Annotated in this window: 22 protein-coding genes, 1 tRNA gene and 1 pseudogene; 13 read left to right on the top strand and 11 right to left on the bottom strand. The window is 70.9% G+C overall.

Annotated features, from left to right (window positions below; genetic code table 11):
* Positions 1–155 precede the first annotated feature (155 nt).
* Positions 156–656, top strand: coding sequence for an Lrp/AsnC family transcriptional regulator (locus EFK10_RS03050; RefSeq protein ID WP_206305280.1), 501 nt, complete (start codon positions 156–158; stop codon positions 654–656).
* A 29-nt stretch (positions 657–685) separates the two neighbouring features.
* Here the strand turns inward: EFK10_RS03050 and EFK10_RS03055 are convergent, their stop codons facing one another.
* A complete protein-coding gene (locus EFK10_RS03055) occupies positions 686–1,279 on the bottom strand; it encodes a TetR/AcrR family transcriptional regulator (RefSeq protein WP_127354230.1) in 594 nt (197 codons plus the stop codon).
* A 2-nt stretch (positions 1,280–1,281) separates the two neighbouring features.
* The gene (locus tag EFK10_RS03060) at positions 1,282–2,805 is read right to left on the bottom strand and encodes a 3-hydroxyacyl-CoA dehydrogenase (protein WP_127354231.1); all 1,524 of its coding nucleotides are present in this window, start codon (positions 2,803–2,805) and stop codon (positions 1,282–1,284) included.
* Between the two features lie 141 nt (positions 2,806–2,946).
* Between EFK10_RS03060 and paaN the strand changes: the two genes are divergently transcribed.
* Positions 2,947–4,653 (top strand): phenylacetic acid degradation protein PaaN, encoded by a 1,707-nt coding sequence (gene paaN / locus EFK10_RS03065; RefSeq protein WP_127354232.1) that lies wholly within the window; start codon positions 2,947–2,949, stop codon positions 4,651–4,653.
* Here the strand turns inward: paaN and EFK10_RS03070 are convergent.
* The 3 genes from EFK10_RS03070 to EFK10_RS03080 are packed head-to-tail and all read right to left on the bottom strand — an operon-like array spanning position 4,616 to position 7,364.
* Positions 4,616–5,374 carry a TrmH family RNA methyltransferase gene (locus EFK10_RS03070; RefSeq protein WP_127354233.1) on the bottom strand — a complete coding sequence of 253 codons (759 nt, stop codon included), beginning with the start codon at positions 5,372–5,374 and terminating at the stop codon, positions 4,616–4,618. The two genes, paaN and EFK10_RS03070, sit on opposite strands and share 38 nt — an antisense overlap.
* Complete coding sequence (locus EFK10_RS03075; RefSeq protein WP_407646991.1) at positions 5,371–6,696, bottom strand: HTTM domain-containing protein; 1,326 nt, start codon at positions 6,694–6,696, stop codon at positions 5,371–5,373. The genes EFK10_RS03070 and EFK10_RS03075 overlap by 4 nt, the downstream gene beginning before the upstream one ends.
* Complete coding sequence (locus EFK10_RS03080; RefSeq protein WP_127354234.1) at positions 6,693–7,364, bottom strand: DUF5819 family protein; 672 nt, start codon at positions 7,362–7,364, stop codon at positions 6,693–6,695. Before EFK10_RS03080 ends, EFK10_RS03075 begins: the two co-directional genes overlap by 4 nt.
* A gap of 197 nt (positions 7,365–7,561) precedes the next feature.
* Here EFK10_RS03080 and paaA point away from each other — a divergent pair, with 197 nt between their 5' ends.
* The 6 genes and pseudogenes from paaA to EFK10_RS03110 all read left to right on the top strand — a co-directional run bounded on the left by paaA (position 7,562) and on the right by EFK10_RS03110 (position 12,267).
* Positions 7,562–8,524, top strand: a complete 963-nt coding sequence (gene paaA, locus EFK10_RS03085) for a 1,2-phenylacetyl-CoA epoxidase subunit PaaA (protein WP_127354235.1) — start codon at positions 7,562–7,564, stop codon at positions 8,522–8,524.
* Entirely contained in the window at positions 8,521–8,811 is a 291-nt protein-coding gene (gene paaB, locus EFK10_RS03090) for a 1,2-phenylacetyl-CoA epoxidase subunit PaaB (RefSeq protein WP_127354236.1), read from the top strand. The genes paaA and paaB overlap by 4 nt, the downstream gene beginning before the upstream one ends.
* A gap of 11 nt (positions 8,812–8,822) precedes the next feature.
* Entirely contained in the window at positions 8,823–9,539 is a 717-nt protein-coding gene (gene paaC, locus EFK10_RS03095) for a 1,2-phenylacetyl-CoA epoxidase subunit PaaC (protein ID WP_206305281.1), read from the top strand.
* The gene (gene paaD / locus EFK10_RS03100) at positions 9,533–10,030 is read left to right on the top strand and encodes a 1,2-phenylacetyl-CoA epoxidase subunit PaaD (RefSeq protein ID WP_127354238.1); all 498 of its coding nucleotides are present in this window, start codon (positions 9,533–9,535) and stop codon (positions 10,028–10,030) included. The genes paaC and paaD overlap by 7 nt, the downstream gene beginning before the upstream one ends.
* Complete coding sequence (locus EFK10_RS03105) at positions 10,031–11,098, top strand: 2Fe-2S iron-sulfur cluster-binding protein (protein WP_127354239.1); 1,068 nt, start codon at positions 10,031–10,033, stop codon at positions 11,096–11,098.
* 54 nt (positions 11,099–11,152) lie between these two features.
* Positions 11,153–12,267 (top strand): annotated as a pseudogene (locus tag EFK10_RS03110) (acyl-CoA dehydrogenase family protein).
* A gap of 24 nt (positions 12,268–12,291) precedes the next feature.
* Here the strand turns inward: EFK10_RS03110 and EFK10_RS03115 are convergent.
* From EFK10_RS03115 to EFK10_RS03125, 3 genes are read right to left on the bottom strand one after another with little or no spacing between them, the layout of a single operon-like run.
* Positions 12,292–12,624, bottom strand: coding sequence for a rhodanese-like domain-containing protein (locus EFK10_RS03115; protein ID WP_127354240.1), 333 nt, complete (start codon positions 12,622–12,624; stop codon positions 12,292–12,294).
* A 45-nt stretch (positions 12,625–12,669) separates the two neighbouring features.
* The gene (locus tag EFK10_RS03120) at positions 12,670–13,554 is read right to left on the bottom strand and encodes a hypothetical protein (RefSeq protein ID WP_407646992.1); all 885 of its coding nucleotides are present in this window, start codon (positions 13,552–13,554) and stop codon (positions 12,670–12,672) included.
* Complete coding sequence (locus EFK10_RS03125; RefSeq protein WP_240676955.1) at positions 13,551–14,984, bottom strand: DUF2252 domain-containing protein; 1,434 nt, start codon at positions 14,982–14,984, stop codon at positions 13,551–13,553. The genes EFK10_RS03120 and EFK10_RS03125 overlap by 4 nt, the downstream gene beginning before the upstream one ends.
* Positions 14,985–15,224: 240 nt before the next feature.
* On the opposite strand from EFK10_RS03125, the gene EFK10_RS03130 reads away from it, so the two are divergent.
* Positions 15,225–17,708 carry a SpoIIE family protein phosphatase gene (locus EFK10_RS03130; RefSeq protein WP_240676959.1) on the top strand — a complete coding sequence of 828 codons (2,484 nt, stop codon included), beginning with the start codon at positions 15,225–15,227 and terminating at the stop codon, positions 17,706–17,708.
* A 48-nt stretch (positions 17,709–17,756) separates the two neighbouring features.
* On the top strand, positions 17,757–18,254 hold the full coding sequence (locus EFK10_RS03135; RefSeq protein WP_240676956.1) for a MarR family winged helix-turn-helix transcriptional regulator: 498 nt from the start codon (positions 17,757–17,759) through the stop codon (positions 18,252–18,254).
* A 1-nt stretch (position 18,255) separates the two neighbouring features.
* On the opposite strand, the gene EFK10_RS03140 is transcribed toward EFK10_RS03135, so the two are convergent.
* On the bottom strand, positions 18,256–18,648 hold the full coding sequence (locus EFK10_RS03140; protein ID WP_127354243.1) for a winged helix-turn-helix transcriptional regulator: 393 nt from the start codon (positions 18,646–18,648) through the stop codon (positions 18,256–18,258).
* A 138-nt stretch (positions 18,649–18,786) separates the two neighbouring features.
* On the opposite strand from EFK10_RS03140, the gene EFK10_RS03145 reads away from it, so the two are divergent.
* Both EFK10_RS03145 and EFK10_RS49425 read left to right on the top strand, forming a co-directional pair.
* Positions 18,787–19,395, top strand: coding sequence for an FMN-dependent NADH-azoreductase (locus EFK10_RS03145; RefSeq protein ID WP_127354244.1), 609 nt, complete (start codon positions 18,787–18,789; stop codon positions 19,393–19,395).
* Positions 19,396–19,509: 114 nt separating this feature from the next.
* Entirely contained in the window at positions 19,510–19,866 is a 357-nt protein-coding gene (locus EFK10_RS49425; RefSeq protein WP_407646993.1) for an MFS transporter, read from the top strand.
* Here EFK10_RS49425 and EFK10_RS03155 read toward each other — a convergent pair.
* Both EFK10_RS03155 and EFK10_RS03160 read right to left on the bottom strand, forming a co-directional pair.
* Positions 19,842–20,417, bottom strand: a complete 576-nt coding sequence (locus EFK10_RS03155; protein ID WP_127354245.1) for a TerD family protein — start codon at positions 20,415–20,417, stop codon at positions 19,842–19,844. The two genes, EFK10_RS49425 and EFK10_RS03155, sit on opposite strands and share 25 nt — an antisense overlap.
* 175 nt (positions 20,418–20,592) lie before the next feature.
* Positions 20,593–20,676, bottom strand: a tRNA-Leu gene (locus tag EFK10_RS03160).
* A gap of 414 nt (positions 20,677–21,090) precedes the next feature.
* On the opposite strand from EFK10_RS03160, the gene EFK10_RS03165 reads away from it, so the two are divergent.
* On the top strand, positions 21,091–21,642 hold a 552-nt coding region (locus tag EFK10_RS03165; RefSeq protein WP_127354246.1), incomplete at its 3' end, for a DUF3662 domain-containing protein.

Below are 21,642 nucleotides of genomic sequence, written 5' to 3' on the forward strand. Positions count from 1 at the left end.
CTCGTGGGCGTGTTCGATTTCCCGGGTCTCACCGGGTCGAAGAGCGGGTATCGCTCCCCTACCGATTGTTCGGTCGTCGGAGGCATTTTGGCTACAGGTCGGTTGCGCCTGTGGACAAACGGTTCTCCACAGCCTGAGATGGAGCCAGTACGTCCATGGTAGGGAGGCTCGGGGGCGTGACAGATGAACAGATGGCCGATACCGCGCCGGCCGGGCGCCCTCTCGACGCCATCGACCGCGCGATCCTGCGATACCTGCAGGAGGACGGACGCGCCTCGATACGGTCCGTCGCCGAACGCGTCCACGTGTCGCGGGCCAATGCCTACGCGCGCATCAACCGGCTCATCGAGGACGGCGTCATCCGTGGTTTCACCGCCCGCGTCGACCACGAACGCGCAGGTCACGGCGCATCCGCCTACATCACACTCAAGATCGTCCAGAATTCCTGGCGAACTGTCCGCGAAAAGCTCCTCGCCCTTCCCGGCGTCGCCCACATCGCCCTGGTGAGCGGCGACTTCGACGTCCTGATGCTGGTCCACACCCCCGACAACCGCAGCCTGCGCGAGCTGGTCCTCACCCGCATCCAGGCGGTGCCGGAAGTCCTGAGCAGCCGCACCCTGCTGGTCTTCGAGGAGACCGACCAGGTCCTGAGCTAGGCGCCGGGCCCGGTCCGCCCGGGCGGGGCCTACGCCCTGCGCAGGCCGTCGAAGGCCAGGCGCACCACCGCGTCCGCGACCTGGTCGCTTTCGAGGCCGCCGCCGTCGTCCTTGGGGCGGTACCACTCCACTATGGAGTTGATCATCCCGAAGAGCAGCCTCGTCGCCAGCCTCAGGTCCACGTCGGCGCGCAGATCGCCCTCCGCGGCCGCCGCCTTCAGCAGGTCCGTCACGCGGTGGTCGAACTCCCGGCGCCGCTCCATGGCCCACCGCTCGGTCTGCGTGTTCCCGCGCACCCGCAGCAGCAAGGTGACGTAGGGCAGCTCTGCCATCAGCACCTCGGCGGTGCGCCGCGTAACGTACTCCAGCCGCTCGACCGCCCGCCCGCCCTGTGCGCCGGGCTCATCAAGAATGCCGAACAGGCCGTCCAGCGCCCGCCCGACGGCCCGGCGCAGCAGCTCCTCCTTGCCACGTACGTGGTGGTAGATGGAAGACTTCGAGATTCCGGCGGCCCGCGACAGGTGCTCCATGGAGGTGCCGTCGTAGCCGCGCTCGATGAACACCTCGACGGCGACGGCGAGGAGGGTCTCGGGCGTGTACGTGTCGCGCTGGGCCATGGTCATGATTACAGCAGCCTCTCCTGGGAGGCCGCGCGGCGGATCAACAGGTGAGAGGGCGCGTAACGGCCGGTCGGATGTGTGGTGTGCATCAGCTTGAGGAAATCGCAGACCCAGTCCGCGCCCAGGAGTTCGCCCCACTGCAAGGGGCCCAGCGGGTAGTTGACGCCCAGGCGCATCGCGATGTCGATGTCGTCAGGTGACGCCACGCCCTTGGCGACCGCGTCAGCGGCGAAGTCCACCAGCATGGCGACGGTACGGGCGACGATCAGGCCGGGGGTGTCGTCAATGACGCTGACCTTCTTACCCAGCGCCTGGAGGAGGCCGATCGCGGCCTGGACCGTCTCGGGGCGGGCCGTGTCGGACGGCGCCAGGGCGATGCGGGTGGCGGCGCGGTAGTCCAACGCGAGGTCGAACTGCACGCGGTCGTCGCCGAAGGCGGTCGCGAGGTCGCCGTCGGCCAGGCACAGCAATCCACCGCCGGGCAGCTCGATGCAGCCGTCGAACGCGCCGTCCGGTGCGCCCTCCACCACCTCGATGCCCGCCTCGGCGATCAGTTCGGGGAGCACGGCGGCGGGCCCCTGCCCGCCCGGGCGCACGGTGACCTCGGCGGGCGCCTTCTCCAGTTCGGCCGTACGCGGTTCAGGGCGAGCCGCGCCGTCGTACGCGTACCAGCCCCGCCCGGACTTGCGGCCGAGCCGCCCGGCCTCCACCAAGCGCCGCTGCGCGAGCGACGGGGTGAACTTCGGGTCCTGGAAGAAGGACTCCCATACGGAGCGGGTGACCGCCTCGTTGACGTCCTGGCCGATCAGATCGGTCAGCTCGAAGGGCCCCATCCGGAAGCCGCCGCACTCGCGCAGCACCGCGTCAATGGTGGCGGGATCGGCCACGCCCTCCTCAAGGAGGCGGAACGCCTCCGCGTAGAAGGGGCGGGCGACACGGTTGACGATGAAGCCCGGCGTGTCGGTGCAGCGCACCGGCGTCTTGCCCCAGGCGACCATCGTCTCGTACGCGGCCGTGGCCGCCGCCTCGTCGGTGGCGGCGCCGGACACCACCTCGACCAGCGGCAGCAGGGGAGCGGGATTGAAGAAGTGCAGGCCCAGGAAGCGGCCCGGGCGGCGCAGGGCCGCGCCGACGGCGGTGACGGACAGGGAGGAGGTGTTGGTGGCCAGCAGGCAGTCGCCGCCGACGACGGTCTCCAGGGCGGTGAAGAGCTGCTGCTTGGCGCCCAGGTCCTCCAGGATCGCCTCGATGACCAGCTCCGCGCCGGCCAGCTCGCCGAGCTCCTCCGCCGGGGCCAGCCGGGCGCGGGCGGCGTCCCTGGCGGCGGCGTCCAGGCGGCCCTTTTCGACCAGCCGGTCGAAGCGCTCCGTTATGGCCTGCTCGGCCAGCACGGCGCGCCCGGGGGCGGCGTCGTAGAGCCGGACATGGTGACCGGCGGCCAGGGCGACCTGGGCGATTCCCTGGCCCATGGTGCCCGTGCCGACGACGGCGATCGTGCTGCTTCGGTCAAGCGGGTCCGGCGCGGTCATGGCGGAGCTGCTCCTCGGCGAGTTATCCACAGGTTCGGCCGACCCCTCTTGTCCCGACCGAACATTCGGTTAATCTAGCGGTGTTGCCAGCATGAAGCATCCTGCCCATCCGCCCGCACCAGCTCGACGAGGAGTTGGCCCATGGCTGCCGAGCTCACCGATCCCACCGGTCTCACCGCTCTCCCCTTGATCGAACGGCATCGCGAGACCCTCGACAAGGGCCTCGCCGCTATCCGTACTCGCGAGTACTGGTCGCCGTACCCCGAGCACCCCAAGGCGTACGGGGACGGCGAGACCGGCAAGGCCGCCTTCGACGCCCTGCTGCACAGCCGCTTCGACCTGGACCAGCCCGGCACCGACGGCTGGACAGGCGGCGAGGTGTCGCCGTACGGCATCGAGCTGGGCGTGGAGTATCCGCACCCGGATGCGGATGTGCTGCTCCCGGCGATGCGCGCCGCCCTCCCGGCCTGGCGCGACGCCGGCCCGGAGACGCGGGCCGCGGTCAGCCTGGAGATCCTCTCCCGGATCAACGCGCGGACCAATGAGTTCGCGCACGCGGTCATGCACACCTCGGGCCAGGCCTTCATGATGGCCTTCCAGGCGGGCGGCCCGCACGCCCAGGACCGCGGCCTTGAGGCGATCGCGTACGCCTACGCCGAGCAGACCCGCACCCCGGAGAGGGCGGAGTGGGTCAAGCCGCAGGGCAAGCGCGATCCGCTGAGTCTGCGCAAGGACTTCAAGGCGGTGCCGCGCGGCATCGCCCTGGTCATCGGCTGCAACACCTTCCCGACATGGAACGGCTACCCGGGGTTCTTCGCCTCTCTGGCCACTGGCAATCCGGTGCTGGTCAAGCCGCATCCTCGGGCCGTGCTGCCGCTCGCACTCACGGTCAAGGTCGCCCGCGAGGTGCTCGCCGAGGCCGACTTCGACCCGAATCTGGTCGCCCTGGCCGCCGAACAGCCCGGCGAGGGCCTGGCCAAGACGCTGGCGGTGCGCCCCGAGATCCGCGTCATCGACTACACCGGCTCGACCGCCTTCGGCGACTGGCTGGAGGCCAACGCCCGCCAGGCGCAGGTCTTCACCGAGAAGGCCGGGGTCAACACGGTGATCATCGACTCCACCGACGACTACAGCGGCCTGCTGTCCAATCTCGCCTTCTCGCTCTCGCTCTACAGCGGTCAGATGTGCACCACCCCGCAGAATCTGCTGATCCCCCGCGACGGCATCGACACCGACGCCGGTCACAAGATGTACGACGAGGTGGTCGCCGACCTCGCCGCGGCCGTGGGCGGCCTGCTCGGCGACGACGCCCGGGCCAACGCCCTGCTCGGCGCCCTGGTCAACCCCGACGTGAAGAGCCGCCTGGAAGCCGCCCCGTCGGTCGGCGAAGTCGCCCTGGCCTCGCGGGCGGTGCCCAATCCGGAGTTCCCCGACGCCGTGGTCCGCACCCCGGTGATCGTGAAGCTGGACGGCGCCAAGCCCGACGACGAAGCGGCGTACATGACGGAGTGCTTCGGCCCGGTGTCCTTCGCGGTCGCCGTCGACTCGCCGGAGGCCGCGGTGGAGCTGCTGCGCCGCACGGTGCGCGAGAAGGGCGCCATGACGGTCGGCGCCTACACGACCTCCCCCGAGGTGGAGCGGCTGATCGAGGAGGCCTGCTGGGACGAGTCGGCGCAGCTGTCGCTGAATCTGACCGGCGGGGTCTACGTCAACCAGACCGCGGCGTTCTCCGACTTCCATGGCTCGGGCGGCAATCCGGCCGCCAACGCGGCCCTGTGCGACGGCGCGTTCGTCGCCAACCGTTTCCGGGTCATCGAGGTCCGCCGTCCCAGTGGAACAGCGTCATAGCCACGCTGGTGGCGAGGTTGTAGCTGGAGACCTGGGGGCGCATGGGCAGCGCCACCAGCCGGTCCGCGCGGCTGCGCAGCTCCGCCGAGATGCCGTGCCGCTCTGAGCCGAAGGCGATCAGGGCGTCGTCGGGGATGACGACGGTCCGGATGTCCTCGCCCTCCGGGTCGAGGACGTGCAGCGGCCCGGGCGGCAGATCGTCGATGCCGAGCCGCTCCACGGCGGTGGCGTAGTGCAGCCCGGCCCCGGCCCGTACGGCATTGGAATGCCAGGGGTCCAGGTCGCCGGTGGTGACCACGCCCGTGGCGCCGAAGCCGGCGGCGAGGCGGACCACGGCTCCGACGTTGCCCAGGTTGCGGGGGTTGTCCAGAACGACGACCGGCGCTGGCCGGGGAAGCCGGGACAGGCTCTTCCGGTTGGCGTGCTCGCTCGGCCTGACCGCCAGCGCGGCGACCCCGGTCGGGTGCACCCTGGGCACAAGCTCCTTCAGCACGGCGGCCGGGACCTCGACGAGCGACGCGGCGAGCGCATTGGTGAGGTCGTCCGCCAGCTCGGCCGCGAGGCCGAGCACCGCGTCCTTGTCAGCGGCGACCGCCAGCTGTACATCCGCGCCGAAGCGCAGGGCGTGCTTCAGCGCGTGGAAGCCGTCGAGGAGCACAGCCCCCGGGGCCAGCTCACGCCATTCACCTGCGCCGGTCTTCGCCTCGTTGTCGCTGGTCACCCCACGAGGTTAGACGGGGCGGGATCGGCAGAGGGCTCCGGCTGCCCCTGGGCCCCGGCGTCGGCCCCGGGCGCCGCCTCGGCCGCGGCCTCCGGGACCGTACGGCCGCCCATACGGCGCACCCGCCGGGAGACCCGGTCGCCCACCCAGCGCAGGAAGCCGGTCGGCAGGAAGACCGCGTCGGCGGTGATCATCGCGAGGGAGAAGAACGGCAGCCCGAGCACGACCGCGATCGAGGCGTGCTCGACCATCATCAGCGCGAGCAGCACATTCTTCACCCGGCGGTTGAAGAGGGTGAAGGGGAAGGCGACCTGCACGATCACCGTGCCGTAGGTGATGACCATGACCATGAGGCCGCTGCTCGCCATGGCGTGGGACAGCTCGGGCCAGGGGCTGAAGTCGTCGAGGTGGAGCGGGTAGTAGAGCGCGGTGCCGTCCTGCCAGCGGTTGCCCTGGATCTTGTACCAGCCGGCGGTGGCGTAGATCAGGCAGACCTCGACGATGATCACCAGCAGGGTGCCGTTGTGCGCGAGGTTGGCGAAGATGTCCAGGACGGTCCGGGGCTCACGGTCGGGCGCGTAACGGTTCACGGCCCACCAGACGGCCTGCGCGAGCCAGAAGCCCCAGAAGATGACCGCCCAGCCCCAGCTCAGCAGCCCGAGCGCGGTGACGAGCACCAGCGCCGCGCCCAGCACCGACCAGAGCACGATGCCGGTGGTGTCACGCTGCGGGCCCCGTTCCGAGCCGTCTTCCGGATCGTCGTCCTGGCTGTCCTGCGGACCGTCTTCCCGGCTGTTCTCCGCGATCCGGGCCCGGCGCCGCGAGTCCAGCGACCAGACCTGACCGCAGCGGGTCAGGACGAGATAGATGGCCATGAGGTGGATGACGTTGTCGCCGCCGTCGCCGACGAAGACACTGCGGTTCTGCAGCGACAGCACGCCGATCATGAACAGCAGCGAGGCGGTGCGGGTCCGCCAGCCGAGCAGCAGCATCGCGGAGGCGACGATGGCGCCCGCGTAGACGACCTCGAACCACAGCTGGCCGCGGGTCCACATCAGGACGGAGAAGGCGTGGTTGTCGGCGATGAGCTGGTGCGCCATGTCCCAGCTCCACACGCCGTCCGGCCCGTAGAGCTCCTGGCGGTGCGGCCACTCGCGCAGCAGGAACAGCATCCAGGCCAGCGAGAAGCCCATCCGGACGACCGCCGTCTGGTACCGGCCTATGGCCGTACCCGTGAGCCGGGCCAGACCGCCCGAGATGCCCTTGCCGAGGGCCCTTCCCAGGCCTGCGAAGGGGGACGGAACGATGCTCCGCTCACTCACGAGCCGTCCTCCTTTGTGTCCACGGGCCACCAGGGGAGCACCTGGAAGCTGGTCGCTGTGTTGATCTTCTCGTTGCTCCACGGGGGCGCTGCGATCGGCGTGGTGCTCGCGCGGACCTGGACGCGCTCGACGGCCCCTCCGTTGAGGCGCGGGCCGAAACGGGTCTCGACGATGCGCTGGACGTACGCCCTGCTCATCTCGCCGCGGGTGCCGATCGGGCGGTTCTGGTCGCCGTGCGTGCTGGTGTAGAAGGACCAAGCCCGGCGCAGCTCGTTCTGCTTGGTGTGGCTGGGCGCCGGGTTGTGCCGGATGTCGGCGATGTCCATCGCTGTGAGGTCGACCCAGCCGGTGGTCTCGGTGCTGCCGTCGCCCTTGCGGACCTCGGCGCGCGCCCAGACGTGGATGTTCTGCTGCACCGGGTTGGGGGCGAACAGCTTCCAGTTCTGCTCGAACTCGGGGTAGATGTACTCCGCCACCAGGTCGCCGTGCTGCGTGGTGATGGTGTTCTCCGGCGCCACGTGCAGGAACACGGCGAGGAGGTGGACGGCGACCATGACCGCCACGGCGGCGACGGCCAGCGCCACCGCTATCCGGGAGGGAAGCGACAGGGCGCCTACGCCGCCGCTGCCACCACCCGGTCGTGCCCGTACGTCCTCGGGTGGCTCCATGTCGTCAGTACTCCTCGTTCCCCGCGTTGCTTTCCGCACGGAACGGTACTCATGCCACACAGCCGCAGTACAGCCATCCCGGTTATCTCGGTTGTCCACAGGCCGCCGGGGATTGACCTTGACACCGTCCGGGGCCCGGCCCACCATGGGATCGAGCAGACCGAACGATCGGTCGGTCGGGAGCAAGGGGGCTCTGCATGACAACGGCACCAGCGGTGGAGGAGGCGACGGAGTCCGCCTTCCTGGCCGCCTTCGATGCGGCGGTCGCTGCGGATTCCAGGATCGAGCCGCGCGACTGGATGCCGGACGCGTATCGCGCCACCCTCGTCCGCCAGATGGCCCAGCACGCGCACTCCGAGATCATCGGCATGCAGCCCGAGGCCAATTGGATAACGCGCGCGCCGTCCCTGCGCCGCAAGGCCATCCTCATGGCCAAGGTGCAGGACGAGGCGGGGCACGGCCTGTATCTCTACAGCGCCACCGAGACCCTGGGCGTCGGCCGCGACGAGCTCCTCGACAAGCTGCACTCCGGCCGCCAGCGCTACTCGTCGATCTTCAACTACCCGACCCTGACCTGGGCCGACGTCGGCGCGATCGGCTGGCTGGTGGACGGCGCCGCGATCACCAACCAGGTGCCGCTATGCCGCTGCTCATACGGTCCCTACGCCCGCGCGATGATCCGCATCTGCAAGGAGGAGTCCTTCCACCAGCGGCAGGGATACGAGCTGCTGCTCACCCTCAGCCGTGGCACAGCCGAGCAGCATGCAATGGCTCAGGACGCCGTGGACCGCTGGTGGTGGCCGTCGCTGATGATGTTCGGTCCACCGGACGAGGAGTCCGGCCACTCCGCCCAATCCATGGAGTGGAAGATCAAGCGGCACTCCAACGACGAGCTGCGCCAGCGCTTCGTCGACATCTGCGTCCCGCAGGCCGAGATCCTCGGCCTCACCCTCCCCGACCCCGACCTGCGGTGGAACGAGGAGCGCGGTTCGTACGACTACGGGGACATCGACTGGACGGAGTTCCAGCAGGTCCTCCGCGGCAACGGGCCGTGCAACGAGCAGCGGATCAGCCAGCGCCGCCAGGCCCACGAGGACGGCGCCTGGGTGCGCGAGGCCGCGTCGGCCTACGCCGCCAAGCACGAAGGGGGAGCGCGATGAGCCCGGCAACCGACTGGCCGCTGTGGGAGGTCTTCGTCCGCAGTCGGCGCGGACTGAGCCACAGCCACGCGGGCAGTCTGCACGCGCCCGACGCGACCATGGCCCTGCGCCAGGCCCGCGACCTCTACACCCGGCGCGGCGAGGGCGTGTCGATCTGGGTCGTGCCGTCCTCCCAGATCACCGCGTCCTCACCCGACGAGAAGGACCCCTTCTTCGAGCCCGCAGCCGACAAGCCCTACCGCCACCCGACTTTCTACGAGATCCCGGAAGGGGTACGCCACCTATGAACCGCGTACCTGTGACCGCCGCGATCGCGCTGGGCGACGACGCCCTCGTCCTCGCCCAGCGGCTGGGGGAGTGGGCCGGTCACGCACCGGTCCTGGAGGAGGACGTCGCCCTGGCCAACATCGCCCTGGACCTGCTGGGCCAGGCCCGGACGCTGCTCTCCATGGCCGGGGACGAGGATCAACACGCCTATCTGCGGGAGGAACGCGAGTTCCGCAACGTCCAGCTCGTGGAGCAGCCCAACGGCGACTTCGCCCACACCATCGCCCGCCAGCTGTACTTCGCCACGTACCAGCAGCTGATGTACAGCGAACTGGCCACAGCTCAGAGCGAATTGGAGCAGGGTGGACTGGCGGCGCTCGCCGCCAAGGCGGTGAAGGAGGTCGCCTACCACCGCGACCACGCCGTGCAGTGGACGCTGCGGCTCGGCGACGGCACCCCCGAGAGCCATGAGCGGATGCAGCGCGCCCTGGACGCCCTGTGGCGGTACACCGGCGAACTGTTCCAGCCGATGGAGGGGCTGCCCGTCGACCTCCCGGCCCTGCGCGAGCCGTGGCTGGCGGCGATCGGCGAGGTCGTGGCCCGCGCCACCCTGACCATGCCGGACGGCCCGGACCGCACCCCCTGGGCGGCCGGAGCGGGCCGCCAGGGCGTCCACACTGAGTCCTTCGGCCGGATGCTGGCCGAGATGCAGCATCTTCACCGGGCACACCCGGGGGCGTCATGGTGACCACCACTGCGCTGGAGGAAGGGCTGCGGCAAGCGGTCGGCGCCGTGCCGGACCCGGAGCTGCCGGTGCTGAGCCTCGAAGAGCTGGGCATCGTGCGCGGCGTCCACCTCCTGGGCCCGGGCCGGGTGGAAGTGGAGCTCACCCCGACCTACACCGGCTGCCCCGCCATCGACACCATGGCCGCCGACGTGACCCGGGTGCTGCGGGAGCACGGCATACCGGAGGTGTCGGTGTGCACCGTCCTGTCTCCCCCGTGGTCGACGGACGCGATCAGCGCCGAAGGCCGCCGCAAGCTGGCCGAGTTCGGCATCGCCCCGCCCCGGCCGACCAGGGACGGCGGCGGTCCGGTGCCGGTCGGGCTGTCGGTGCGCTGCCCGCACTGCGGCTCGCTCGACACCACCCTGCTCAGCCGCTTCTCGTCCACCGCCTGCAAGGCCCTGCGCCGCTGCGAGAGCTGCCGCGAACCCTTCGACCACTTCAAGGAGTTGTGAATGGCTGCCTTCCACCCGCTGCGCGTGGCGGAGGTCGAGCGGCTCACTGACGACTCGGTGGCCGTCACCTTCGATGTGCCGCCGGAGCTGCGCGAGGAGTATCGCTTCGCGGCCGGGCAGCACCTCGCCCTCCGCCGCTTCACCGACAGCGGCGAACAGATCCGCCGTACCTACTCGGTCTGCGACCCGGTGCCGTACGGCGACGGCGGCCCGCACACGCTGCGGGTGGCGGTGCGCCTGGTGGAGGCGGGGGAGTTCTCGACCTACGCCCACAAGGAGCTGCGGGCCGGCGAGGTTCTGGAGGTGCTGACCCCGGCGGGGCGCTTCATCCTGGAGCCGAAGCCCGGCCACTTCGCTGCGATCGTCGGCGGCAGCGGCATCACACCGGTGCTCTCCCAGGTGTCGACCCTGCTCGCACGGCAGCGGGACGCGCGGTTCTGTCTGATACGCAGCGACCGGACGGCCGCGTCGACGATGTTCCTGGAGGAGGTCGCCGACCTCAAGGACCGCTATCCGGAGCGGCTGCAGCTGGTAACCGTGCTGTCCCGCGAGGAGCAGCAGGCGGGGATGCCCTCCGGTCGCCTCGACCAGGAGCGGCTGACCGGGATGCTGCCCGCGCTGCTGCCGGTGGACAGCGTGGACGGCTGGTTCCTCTGCGGGCCGTACGGGCTGGTGCAGGGCGCCGAGCGGGCTCTGCGCGGGCTCGGCGTGCCGCGGAACCGGATCCACGAGGAGATCTTCCATGTGGAGGCGGCGACATCCGCCCCCGCCGGTGCCGCCGCCATACCCTCCGGCTCAGTGGTCCGGGCGACGCTCGACGGGCGCGCCGGGAGCTGGCCGTCGGCGGGCGGCGAGTCGGTGCTCGAAACGGTGCTGCGCAACCGGCCGGACGCGCCCTACGCGTGCAAGGGCGGTGTGTGCGGGACCTGCCGGGCACGGCTGGTCACCGGCGAGGTGCGGATGGACCGCAACTTCGCACTGGAGGTGGAAGAGCTCGAGGCCGGCTATGTGCTGGCCTGCCAGTCGCATCCGGTCGGCGACGCCGTGGAGGTGAACTTCGACGCCTGACCCCCTAATCTGACACACCGTCAGAACAGTGGTGTCGGCGGGGAGGTCGGGGCAATGGACTTCAGCTTCAGCGAGGAACAGCTGGCGGCCGTCGAGGCGGCCCGTGCGGTCTTCGCCGTCGTGGCACCGGACGCGGTGCCCAGCCCGGCGCTCGCCCCTGGGCCGGTGGCCGAGGACTTCAACCGCGTGCTGTGGCGCAGGCTCGCCGAGGCCGACCTGCTGAGCCTGGTCCTGGACGAGGCATACGGCGGGGCCGGGCTCGATCCGGTGGCCCTCTGCCTCGTCCTGCGCGAGGCCGGGGGTGTGCTCGCCCGCGTCCCGCTGCTGGAGACCTGCGCCGCCGTGCTCGCCATCCAGCAATACGGCCCGCCCGAGCTGCGCGACCGGCTGCTGCCCGCGGTGGGGCGGGGCTGCCTCGTGCTCACCGTCGCGGCCAACGGCCGCACCGGCCCCGACGCGGCCGAACTCGCCGTCAGCGCACGGCAGGGGGAGGGGTGGGTCCCCCGCCTCGTGGATCCTCGACGGCACCCAGACCGCCGTCCCCTGGGCTCAGCAAGCCGACCACATCGTCATCCCTGCCGTCGCCCCCGACGGCCGGGCCGTCATTGCCCTGCTGCCCCGCACCACCGCCACCCTGGCCCCTGGCCGACCAGGTCTCCACAAGCGGTGAACGCCTCGCCGAGGTCCACCTCGACGGCGTCCGGGTGCCGGGCGGCGACGTCATCACCGCCGACGGCGCCTGGGATCGGCTCCGCCGCCTCCTCACCGTCGGCACCTGTGCGCTGGCGCTCGGCCTGGGCTCGGCCGTGCTGCGTATGACCAGCGAGCACACCGGCAAGCGCGAGCAGTTCGGGCACCCGATAGCCACGTTCCAGGCCGTCGCCATGCAGTCCGCCGACCGCTACATCGACCTCCGTACCATGGAGGTCACCCTCTGGCAGGCGGCCTGGCGGCTCGACCCCACCGATATCGCCGTCGCCAAGATCTGGGCCTCGGAAGGCGTCCGCCGCGTCCTCCAGACCGCCCGGCACCGCCACGGCGGCTTCGGCGCCGACACGGACTACTCGCTGCACCACTACCACGCCTGGGCCAAGCAGCTCGAGCTCTCGCTCGGCCCCGCGGCAGCGGACGAGGAGGCCCTCGGCGACCTGCTCGCCGCTGAAGCGTAGGGCCGCCTCCCAGAGAAGCCGCCCCTACAGCACGTACGCCTCGGCGCCGCCGTCCGCGACCAGCGGGCGGCCCGCGGCCTCCCACCCCAGCATGCCGCCGTCGACGTTGACCGCCTCGACGCCCTGCGCGATCAGATACTGCGCGACCTGCGCCGAGCGGCCGCCGACCCGGCACACCACATGCACGCGCTGGTCGCCCGGCACCTCGGCCGCCCGTGCGACGACCTCGCCCATGGGGATGTGCAGCGCCCCCTCGGCGTGCCCGGCGGCCCACTCGTCGTGCTCACGCACATCCAGCAGGAATCCGTCAGCCGGTACGGCGGCGGCGTCCACCGCGGGCAGCTGGGTGTGGAACATGAAGATCGGCCTCCTCGACATGGCGTTACGCCGAAAACGTACCGCTCAGCCCTTCGAGGAGCGAACGAGCTCCTCCAGCCGCGCCTCGCGATGCGCGACCTGGTTGAGCAGGGACTCCGCGATCTCGTTCAGCAGCCCGTCCGGGTCGTCCGGGGCGAGCTTCATCATCTGCCCGATCGCGCTGCCTTCCAGGTCGGCGGCGATCACGGCCAGCGTCTCCTTGCGCTCGGCCAGCCACTCCAGCCGGGCGTAGAGCACCTCGGCCTCGGTCGGCAGCTCCTCCTCCAGCGGCGGGCCGGCCGCCCACTCCTCCGCCAGCTCTCGCAGCTGCGCCTCGTCGGCGTACGCGTACGCCTCGTTGACGCGGGCGATGAACTCGCTCCGTCGCTGCTTCTCCCCCTCGTCCTGCGCAAGGTCGGGGTGGGCCGCGCGGGCCAGCTCGCGGTAGAGCCGCTGGGCCTCCTTGCCGGGGCGCACCCGGCGCGGCGGGTTCGGGTCCTCGACCGGCCGGACGCCGTCGGCGCCCAGCAGCCCGCCGAACAGCTCCTCGACCCCGGGCATGGGCATGACCAAGGCGCGTGCCTCCCAGGCCCGCTTGATGTCCTCGCGGTCGCCGCTGCTGGCCGCGACCGCCTCCGCGATCAGCGCGTCCAGCTCGTCGAGCCGCGCGTACATCGGGCCGAGCTTCTGGTGGTGGAGCCGGGAGAAGTTCTCCACCTCGACCCGGTAGGTCTCCACCGCGATCTCGAACTCGATCAGCGCCTGCTCGGCCGCCCGCACCGCCTTCGCCAGGCGGTCCTCGGGCTTCGCGCCTTGCGCGCCGCCTTGGGAGCCGGCTTGCGGGTCGGCCGCCGAGCCGGCCTGCGAGGCGTTCTCAGGGTTCACGGAGGAGTTCGTCACCGGGACAGCGTACGAGGCCGGGCCGCTCATATTCCAAGCTCGGCCGGTATCCGCCCGCCGCGCACCGCCGCCAGCAGCTCAGCGTGGTCCGCTTCCGTACGGTCCGCGTACGCCACGGCGAAAGCGGCCACCGCTTCGTCCAGTTCCTCGCCCTTGCCGCAGTAGCCCGCGATCAGCCGCGGATCGGCGCTGTGCGCGTGCGCCCGGGCCAGCAGCGCGCCGGTTACCCGGGCGTAGTCGTCGATCAGCCCGGCCGCCAGCGAGGCCGGGTCGACGCTGCCCTTTCGGTTCCGGAACTGCCGCACCTGGTACGGACGCCCCTCGACCGTCGTCCAGCCCAGCATGACATCGCTCACGACCTGCATTCGCTTCTGCCCGAGCACCACCCGCCGGCCCTCGTGCTCGACCTCCGGCGTCTCCCACCCGGCCTTAGCCAGGTACGGCACCAGGGCCGACGCCCGCGCCTCCTTCACCTGGAGCACCAACGGCTCCCCCAGATGATCAAGGAGCAGGACCACATACGACCGCAGCCCGACGCTCCCCGTCCCCACCACCCGGAAGGCCACGTCGTGCACCGCGTACCGGCCGAGCAGCGGCAGCCGGTCCTCGCCCAGCGTCGCCAGATACCCCTGCAGGGACACGGCGACGGCCGCCGCCTCCGCGTCCGGCACCCGCCGCAGCACCGGCGGGGCGTCCACGAAGCGTCGCCCGCCGCCCTCCACCGCCTCGGTCGCCCGCGCCGCGAACTTCGCGCTCGTGTTCTTGCGGGCCTTCTCCGAGACCTGCTCGAGCGTGCCGGTCAGTGCCCCCGCGTCCGCGTGCGCGACCACGCGCTCGTCCGCGATGGCGTTCCACGCCTCCAGCACCGGCAGCTTTCCCAGCAGCCGCATGGTCCGCCGGTACGCGCCCACCGCGTCGAAGGCCGCCGCCCGACAGACCGCCTCGTCCGCGCCCGCCTCCCGCCCCGCGAGCACCAGCGAGGCCGCGAGCCGCTTCACGTCCCACTCCCACGGACCGTGCACCGTCTCGTCGAAGTCGTTGATGTCGATGACCAGGCCGCCCCGCGCGTCCCCGTACAGGCCGAAGTTGGCGGCGTGCGCGTCGCCGCACAACTGGGCGCCTATCCCGGTGGCGGGGGTGCCGGCGAGATCGGCGGCCATCAGTCCGGCCGAGCCGCGCAGGAAGGCGAAGGGGCTTGCCGCCATCCGTCCCACCCGCAGCGGTACGAGTCCGGGGATGCGGCCCGCATTGGAGGCCTCCAGCGACTCCACGATGCCCGGCCGGTCGGCGTCGATCTGAAGAACGTCGTGCAGGGCGCGCGGCACCGGCCGGCGCAGCGCCTTCCCTTCCGCCTTCGGCGTACCGTCGTGCGGCCACCGCTGGAATCCCGACACCCACGGCACCCGCGCGACGTCCGGTCCCGTCCCCTGCCCCAGCCCCTGCCCCAGCCCCTGCTCCACCGTGTGCCCCTCCCTGCCCAGGAAGCGCTCCGAAAACGCTTCCGCCGAACTGACTTGCCCCCTTGGTCGTATCTGGGGGCAATCTGGCCATTTACCGGACCCCTACCGGTGGTTCATGCTTGCCTGGACCCACCATGCAAGTCGCAGCACGACTCGCAACCCGCACCACTCGCCATCCGACACCGAATACTCCCTCAGCGCCGAACCGGCCCGAACCGCAGGTGCACGACGTTGGACGAGATGACCCGGCTGCCCGCCGCCACGACGAGCCCGATCGCGACCACGGGCTTTTCCGCCCTGCTCCGCCTTGCCGTCCTGTGCGTGGATCCCGACGGCCATATCTCCTACTGGAACCGTGGTGCCGAGGAGCTGTTCGGCCACCGCTGGGAAGGTGTCTTCGGCCGGCCCGCCTCGGGCCTGCTGCCCAATCCCACCGGTGCGCGGCAGGACACCCTCGACCAGCTCGACGACCTCACCCACCCCGCGTGGTCCGGCGCTCTCGCCGCCACCGACCGGGACGGCGGCGTACGGGACGCCCTGTGGTGGTCGTACCGGATCATGGAGCCGGCCGGCCGCAGCCTCCTGCTCCTCGCGGCCAACGCCAAGCCGCTGCGCAGCGGCGCCCTGCGCATCGCGCTGGGCGACCGCATGCTGCCGTTCGCGGCCGCCGACACCCCCGACAGCCCCGTCCGCCACGAGAACGTACGCGTCGCGGCCCGGCTCGCCACGGTGTCCGACGCGGCGCACGCCGACCAACTGGGCGCCCGCCTGGGCGCGGTGCTGCCCCGGGTGAGCGCGGGCCGGCTGGAGCGGATCATGCGGCAGATCGTGCCGTACGGCTATCCGGTGCTGGAGGTGGAGGGAAACGTCACGCTGCCGGTGCTGCCGTACGAGCAGGGCGGCCGGCCCGTCACCCACCCCGCCAACGGCCGCCCGCCGCGCCCGGCCCGTACGGCCGAGCGCAAGGAGCTGCTCCCCGGACCGCGCCCGTCGCCCGCCCAGGCGTCGCAGCCCTACCAGCCCGCCCCCGGCACGGCGGTCCCGCAACCGGCCCCCTCCCCCGGGCACACGCTCGACGAACAGCTCGCCCTGCTCCGCGAGATCGGCACCAAGGTCGGCAGCACCCTCGATCTGGGCACCACGGCCCGGGAGTTGTGCTCGGTCACCGTCCCGCGCTTCGCCGACTACGCCGCGATTCTGATCGTCGACCAGCTCTTCTCGGACACCGATCCACCCAAGGACGACCGCCCGTCCGGCCTGATCACCGCCCGCCGGGTCGCCGTCGCCCACAACGGTCGGCTCGGCAGCCCCTGGGACACCGCCCTGCCCGAGGGCGAGTTGCTCCCGCTGGCCGCGAACGAGATCACCCCGCGCCTCGGCGAGCCATTACTGATTCCCGTGATAGACCCAGCCCTCGCCGAGGACATCGCCGCCGACCTGGGCGTCCCGGCGCTCGGCCCGCTGCTGCCCGAGCACTCCATGATCGTCGTCCCGCTCACCGCACGCGGCACCGTCCTCGGCCGTATGTGCCTGCTGCGCCGCCCGGGCCGTCGGCCTTTCGACGCCAGGGACGCCGCGACCGCCACCGAGGTCGTGGCCCGTGGCGCCGTCCATCTCGACAACGCCCGCCTGCACCGCCTCGAGTCGCGCGCCGCCGTCACCCTCCAGCGCAGCATGATGCCGACCCGGCCGCCCAAGATCCCCGGCGTCCGCATCGCCCACCACTACCGCCCCGGCGACCGCCAGGCCCAGGTCGGCGGCGACTGGTTCGACGCCATCCAACTCCCCGGGGGGCGCGTCGCGTTGATCGTCGGCGATGTCATGGGCCACGGCCTGCTCTCGGCCGCCGTGATGGGCCAGTTCCGTACGGCCGTGATCACCATGGCCGCCCTCGACCTGCCGCCCGCCCAGTTGCTGCGCCACCTGGACAACCTCGCCCACCGCCTCGGCGCCGAACACCTCGCCACCTGCGTGTACGCGGTCTACGACCCGATCCACCGCAAGCTGACCATCGCCAACGCCGGCCACATCCCGCCGGTCCTCGCCCGCCACGACGGCCGCAGCGAGTTGCTGGAGATCCCCAAGGGCGCCCCGATCGGAGTGGGTGGGGTGCCCTTCGAGACGGTCGAGATCCCGGTCCCGGACGGCAGCTGGCTGGTGCTGTGCACCGACGGCCTGGTCGAGGTACGCGGCCAGGGCATAGACGCGGGCCTGGCCGCCCTCTGCTCCAATGTCATCGAGCCTGACCAGACCCCCGAGGACGTCTGCGAGCAGATCCTCAGCCGCGTGCACTCCGATGACCGCGGCGACGACGTGGCCCTGCTGGTCGCCAACTTCCAGGGCATCCCGTCGGACGACGTCGTCGAGTGGAAGCTGGAGTTGAACCGCTCGGAGGTCCGCCGCGCCCGCGACCTGACCCGCGATCAGCTCACCCGCTGGGGTCTGACCGGGATCGTCGAGCTGACCGAGCTGCTGGTCAGCGAGCTGGTGACCAACGCCCTGCGGGCCGCGTCCCACGAGGTGAGCCTGCGGCTGATGCGCGTCGGCACGCTGCTCGTCGAGGTCACCGACGACGACCACAACCTCCCCCAGCTGCGGCGCGCGGACGCCAACGACGAGGAGGGCCGCGGCCTCACCCTCGTCAGCCATCTGTCGCGCCGCTGGGGCACCAGCCGCAAGGCGGTCGGCAAGGTCGTCTGGTTCGAGCTCCCGCTACCCGGGTAGACGGTCATTGACCTGCACAAACGCGCGAATCAAATGTACGATGCAGAGATGCTGAGCAGAGCGCCGAACGGGGCAAGCAGAGAGCAGTCCGTCGAGACCATCCAGGGTGAGATGGCCGCCTTCGCCCGGCGGGCGCGCGGCGTGGCCGCCCGGATGCACCCGGAGCTGTCCCTGGTCTCGTTCACGATCCTGGCCCACCTGGACGCGACGAAGGGCTGCCGGGCCACCGATCTGGCCACGGAGTTCACGCTGGACAAGTCCACGGTGAGCCGGCAGATCACCGCCCTGGAGCGGCTCGGCTTCGTCGAACGCCGGGCCGAACCGACCGACCAGCGGGTCCACTTGCTCCGCCCGACCCCGGCCGGCACCGCCGTCCTCGCGGCCGCCACCGCCGCCCGCCGCGAGGCCTTCCGCGTCCGGCTCCTCGACTGGGACGAGGCCGACCTCGAGCGGTTCGCCGCGTATCTGGTCCGATACAACGAGACCTCGGAGCACAAGGAGACCCCAGCCCAGGCGGGATCCACGGGACACGCGGAGCAGGGCTGAGTCAGCAGGTGTCGCTCTCGTCGGCCTCCGGGCACGCCGTCGCTGCCGGCAGATCCCCCGGCAGGTACGCCACCGCCCACGTACGCAGTTCCTCCAGCGCCGGACCCACCGCCCGCCCGGCCTCGGTGAGCCGGTAGCTGACCCGCAGGGGCGGGCCCGTCTCGACCTCCCTGGTCAGCAGTCCGGCCTCGGCCAGCTCGCTCAGCCGGTCCGAGAGCATCCGCTCACTGATCTTCGGAATCGCGCGCCGCAGCTCCGCGAAGTACCACGGGCGCTGTGTGAGGACGGCCACGATCAGGCCGGTCCACCGCTTGCCGAGCAGCGCGAAGACCCGCGTCAGGGCCACGTCGACCCCGGTACACGGCTCCGTCGGCTCTTCCTGCTGCTGTGCCATCCCCACAGATTACTACCCTTGTCACTAGGAGCTATAGAAAAGTAAGCTCATGCTGCAGAAAAGTAAGTTCCTGTGGTATCAATAGCTGCACACGAATGTTTCGCCGTTACCCACGGCACGAAAGTGGAGGCGCCCCCCATGCCCACCCTGCTGCACATCGACTCGTCCATCTGGCCCGCCGAGGGCTCAGCGTCCCGTGACGTCGCCGCCACCTTCCGCAAGGAATGGGAGGCTCAGCACCCGAACGGCACGGTCATCTACCGCGACCTCGCCACCGAGCCGGTCCCGCACATCGACGCCGACCACTACCTCGGTGGCGCCGAGCACCCGCTGCGCGACACCCTGGCGACCGAGCTCGAGCAGGCCGACGCGGTCCTGATCAGCGCGCCGATGTACAACTTCTCGATCCCCTCCACCCTGAAGGCGTGGCTGGACCAGGTCATCATCCTCGGCCGCACCGCCGGTGAGACCCCCTCCGCCGCCGGCACCCCGACCGTCGTCGTCGCGTCCCGCGGTGGCGGCTACGGCCCCGGCACCCCGCGTGAGGACCACGAATTCGTCATCACCTACCTAGAGAAGGCTCTGGGCACCCTCGCCCTCGACGTCCACTTCGTCGTTCCCGAGCTGACCCTGGCCCGCAAGGTGCCCGCCATGGCCGGCCTGATCGACCTCTCCGACGCCTCCAAGGCCAAGGCGCACGAGGAGGCCGTGGCCAAGGCCAAGTCCTTCGCCACCAAGGTCGCCTGAGACCTTCCCGCACACCCGGAAGCGGCCCGCCCTCCCTCGGAGAGCGGGCCGCTTCCGTCGTCCCGTCTCGTCGGCACCGTCATCGGCTCCGGCATCGCCTTCGCGTACGCGGCCATGCCCGCCCTCATCATGGGCGCCGTGCCGCCGTCCGAGACCGCCGCCGCCAACGGCCTCAACACCCTCATGCGGTCCATCGGCACCTCGACCTCCAGCGCCGTCGTGGGCGTCGTCCTGGCCCACATGACGATCACCCTCGGTGAAGGCACCTCCGCGGCCGTCGTGCCCTCCATGGACGGCTTCCGGACCGCCTTCGCCATCGCCTGCCTGGTCGGGGTGGTGACCCTCGCGGTCGGCGTCTTCATCCCGGGCAAGACGGTGGAGGGCCGCACGGCCTTCACCGTACGACCCTCCACCGAGACCGAGGCGGAAGCCTCAGCGTCCGAGCCTCAGATGCTGACGCCGAAGTCCTGAGCGATGCCGCGCAGGCCGGAGGCGTAGCCCTGGCCGACGGCGCGGAACTTCCACTCCGCGCCGTTGCGGTACAGCTCGCCGAAGACCATGGCGGTCTCGGTCGAGGCGTCCTCGGTGAGGTCATAGCGGGCGAGCTCTTTGTCGTCGGCCTGGTTCACGACGCGGATGAACGCGTTGCGGACCTGGCCGAAGCTCTGCTGGCGGGTCTCGGCGTCGTAGATCGACACCGGGAACACGATCTTGGATACCTCGGCCGGCACCGTCGTCAGGCTGACCTTCACCTGCTCGTCGTCGCCCTCGCCCTCACCGGTGATGTTGTCGCCGGTGTGCTCGACCGAGCCCTCGGGGCTCTTGAGGTTGTTGAAGAAGATGAAGTGCTTGTCCGAGACGACCTTGTTGTCCTCGCCGACGAGCAGCGCGCTCGCGTCAAGGTCGAAGTCCGTGCCCGTGGTCGTACGCACGTCCCAACCCAGACCGACGGTGACCGCGGTCAGACCCGGGGCCTCCTTGGTCAGCGAGACATTGCCGCCCTTGGAAAGGCTGACACCCATGGATCTCCCTGCGCAATCCGGCGCGGGCCGCGCCCCTTGACGATTCCTTTGCCCAATGCGTCCAACGCGCACCTACCCGCGCCGGTTCCCGGTCACGCACCCGCTCACCCACGTGCAGCAAAACAAAGATCCCGCAGGTCCGAAGACTTGCGGGATCTCACTGTGTGTGTATATGTGCGCGAGGGGGGAGTTGAACCCCCACGCCCTTTCGGGCACTGGAACCTGAATCCAGCGCGTCTGCCTATTCCGCCACCCGCGCATGGGTGCTGCCGTTCGATTCTCACACACCCCCCGGACTCCTCGTCCGGCCGGTGCGGGAGCGCCTCCCGACATCCAGAAGATTAGCACGCGGCTCAGGGTGGAATCACATCCGTTTCCCGCGGGCGGACCGCAGGCTGCCGGCGCGGGGCCGGCAGTGGGACAACCGTGGTCGGAGCCACACCCTCCAGCGGCCGGGGAACGCTCGTTGTTGCGGGACACTGACAGGAGGCACCTCTACCATCCCTGTGGGGGAGCGGCAGCGGAGCGTGTGAGCGTTGACACCGGCCTGCTGGGCAGGAGTGGGGAACCACTTGTTTTCCTGGCGCGTGGATACGATCAGTAAGCAGTACCGGAAGGATCGCGGCAAGGACCGTCGTGATCCACCGCAGGACCTCTAGGAGGGAGGTGCACCGTGGGAGTACTCAAGAAGTTCGAGCAGCGTCTCGAGGGCTTCGTGAACGGCACCTTCGCCAAGGTGTTCAAGTCCGAGGTCCAGCCCGTGGAAATCGCGGGGGCGCTCCAGCGTGAGTGCGACAACAACGCGACCATCTGGAACCGAGACCGCACCGTCGTACCCAATGACTTCATCGTCGAGCTGAGCGGCTCGGACTTCGACCGGCTGAGCCCTTACGCGATCCAGCTCGGGGACGAGCTGGCCGGCATGGTGCGCGACTATGCGAAGCAGCAGCGCTACACCTTCATGGGCAACATCAAGGTCCACCTGGAGAAGGCCGACGACCTCGACACCGGTCTGTACCGGGTGCGCAGCCGCACGCTCGCGTCCAGCGAGTCCCAGTTCCACCAGGAGCCGCCGCAGGGCCGGCAGCAGCAGGTACCGGGCCGTCCGGCGGCCGCCGCCGGACAGGCCCCGTATCTCGCGCCGTCCCGCCCTGCGGGCCCGCCGCCGATGCCCGCCGGGCCGCCGCCGTCCGTGGGCGCGCGCCAGGCCGGCTCCGCGCCGGTG

This window comes from Streptomyces soli (genome assembly GCF_003999195.1).
GTDB lineage: Bacteria > Actinomycetota > Actinomycetes > Streptomycetales > Streptomycetaceae > Actinacidiphila > Actinacidiphila soli.

What these genes read in the sequence shown, in the direction of transcription:
- EFK10_RS03120 (WP_407646992.1), bottom strand. Translation starts at nt 13,554, where the DNA reads ATGAGCGGCCCGGCCTCGTACGCTGTCCCGGTGACGAACTCCTCCGTG.
- EFK10_RS03140 (WP_127354243.1), bottom strand. Translation starts at nt 18,648, where the DNA reads ATGGCACAGCAGCAGGAAGAGCCGACGGAGCCGTGTACCGGGGTCGAC.
- EFK10_RS03115 (WP_127354240.1), bottom strand. Translation starts at nt 12,624, where the DNA reads ATGTTCCACACCCAGCTGCCCGCGGTGGACGCCGCCGCCGTACCGGCT.
- EFK10_RS49425 (WP_407646993.1), top strand. Translation starts at nt 19,510, where the DNA reads ATGCCCGCCCTCATCATGGGCGCCGTGCCGCCGTCCGAGACCGCCGCC.
- EFK10_RS03055 (WP_127354230.1), bottom strand. Translation starts at nt 1,279, where the DNA reads ATGACCATGGCCCAGCGCGACACGTACACGCCCGAGACCCTCCTCGCC.
- EFK10_RS03155 (WP_127354245.1), bottom strand. Translation starts at nt 20,417, where the DNA reads ATGGGTGTCAGCCTTTCCAAGGGCGGCAATGTCTCGCTGACCAAGGAG.
- EFK10_RS03145 (WP_127354244.1), top strand. Translation starts at nt 18,787, where the DNA reads ATGCCCACCCTGCTGCACATCGACTCGTCCATCTGGCCCGCCGAGGGC.
- EFK10_RS03080 (WP_127354234.1), bottom strand. Translation starts at nt 7,364, where the DNA reads ATGGAGCCACCCGAGGACGTACGGGCACGACCGGGTGGTGGCAGCGGC.
- paaA (WP_127354235.1), top strand. Translation starts at nt 7,562, where the DNA reads ATGACAACGGCACCAGCGGTGGAGGAGGCGACGGAGTCCGCCTTCCTG.
- EFK10_RS03130 (WP_240676959.1), top strand. Translation starts at nt 15,225, where the DNA reads ATGACCCGGCTGCCCGCCGCCACGACGAGCCCGATCGCGACCACGGGC.
- EFK10_RS03135 (WP_240676956.1), top strand. Translation starts at nt 17,757, where the DNA reads ATGCTGAGCAGAGCGCCGAACGGGGCAAGCAGAGAGCAGTCCGTCGAG.
- paaN (WP_127354232.1), top strand. Translation starts at nt 2,947, where the DNA reads ATGGCTGCCGAGCTCACCGATCCCACCGGTCTCACCGCTCTCCCCTTG.
- paaD (WP_127354238.1), top strand. Translation starts at nt 9,533, where the DNA reads ATGGTGACCACCACTGCGCTGGAGGAAGGGCTGCGGCAAGCGGTCGGC.
- paaB (WP_127354236.1), top strand. Translation starts at nt 8,521, where the DNA reads ATGAGCCCGGCAACCGACTGGCCGCTGTGGGAGGTCTTCGTCCGCAGT.
- EFK10_RS03105 (WP_127354239.1), top strand. Translation starts at nt 10,031, where the DNA reads ATGGCTGCCTTCCACCCGCTGCGCGTGGCGGAGGTCGAGCGGCTCACT.
- EFK10_RS03050 (WP_206305280.1), top strand. Translation starts at nt 156, where the DNA reads ATGGTAGGGAGGCTCGGGGGCGTGACAGATGAACAGATGGCCGATACC.
- EFK10_RS03060 (WP_127354231.1), bottom strand. Translation starts at nt 2,805, where the DNA reads ATGACCGCGCCGGACCCGCTTGACCGAAGCAGCACGATCGCCGTCGTC.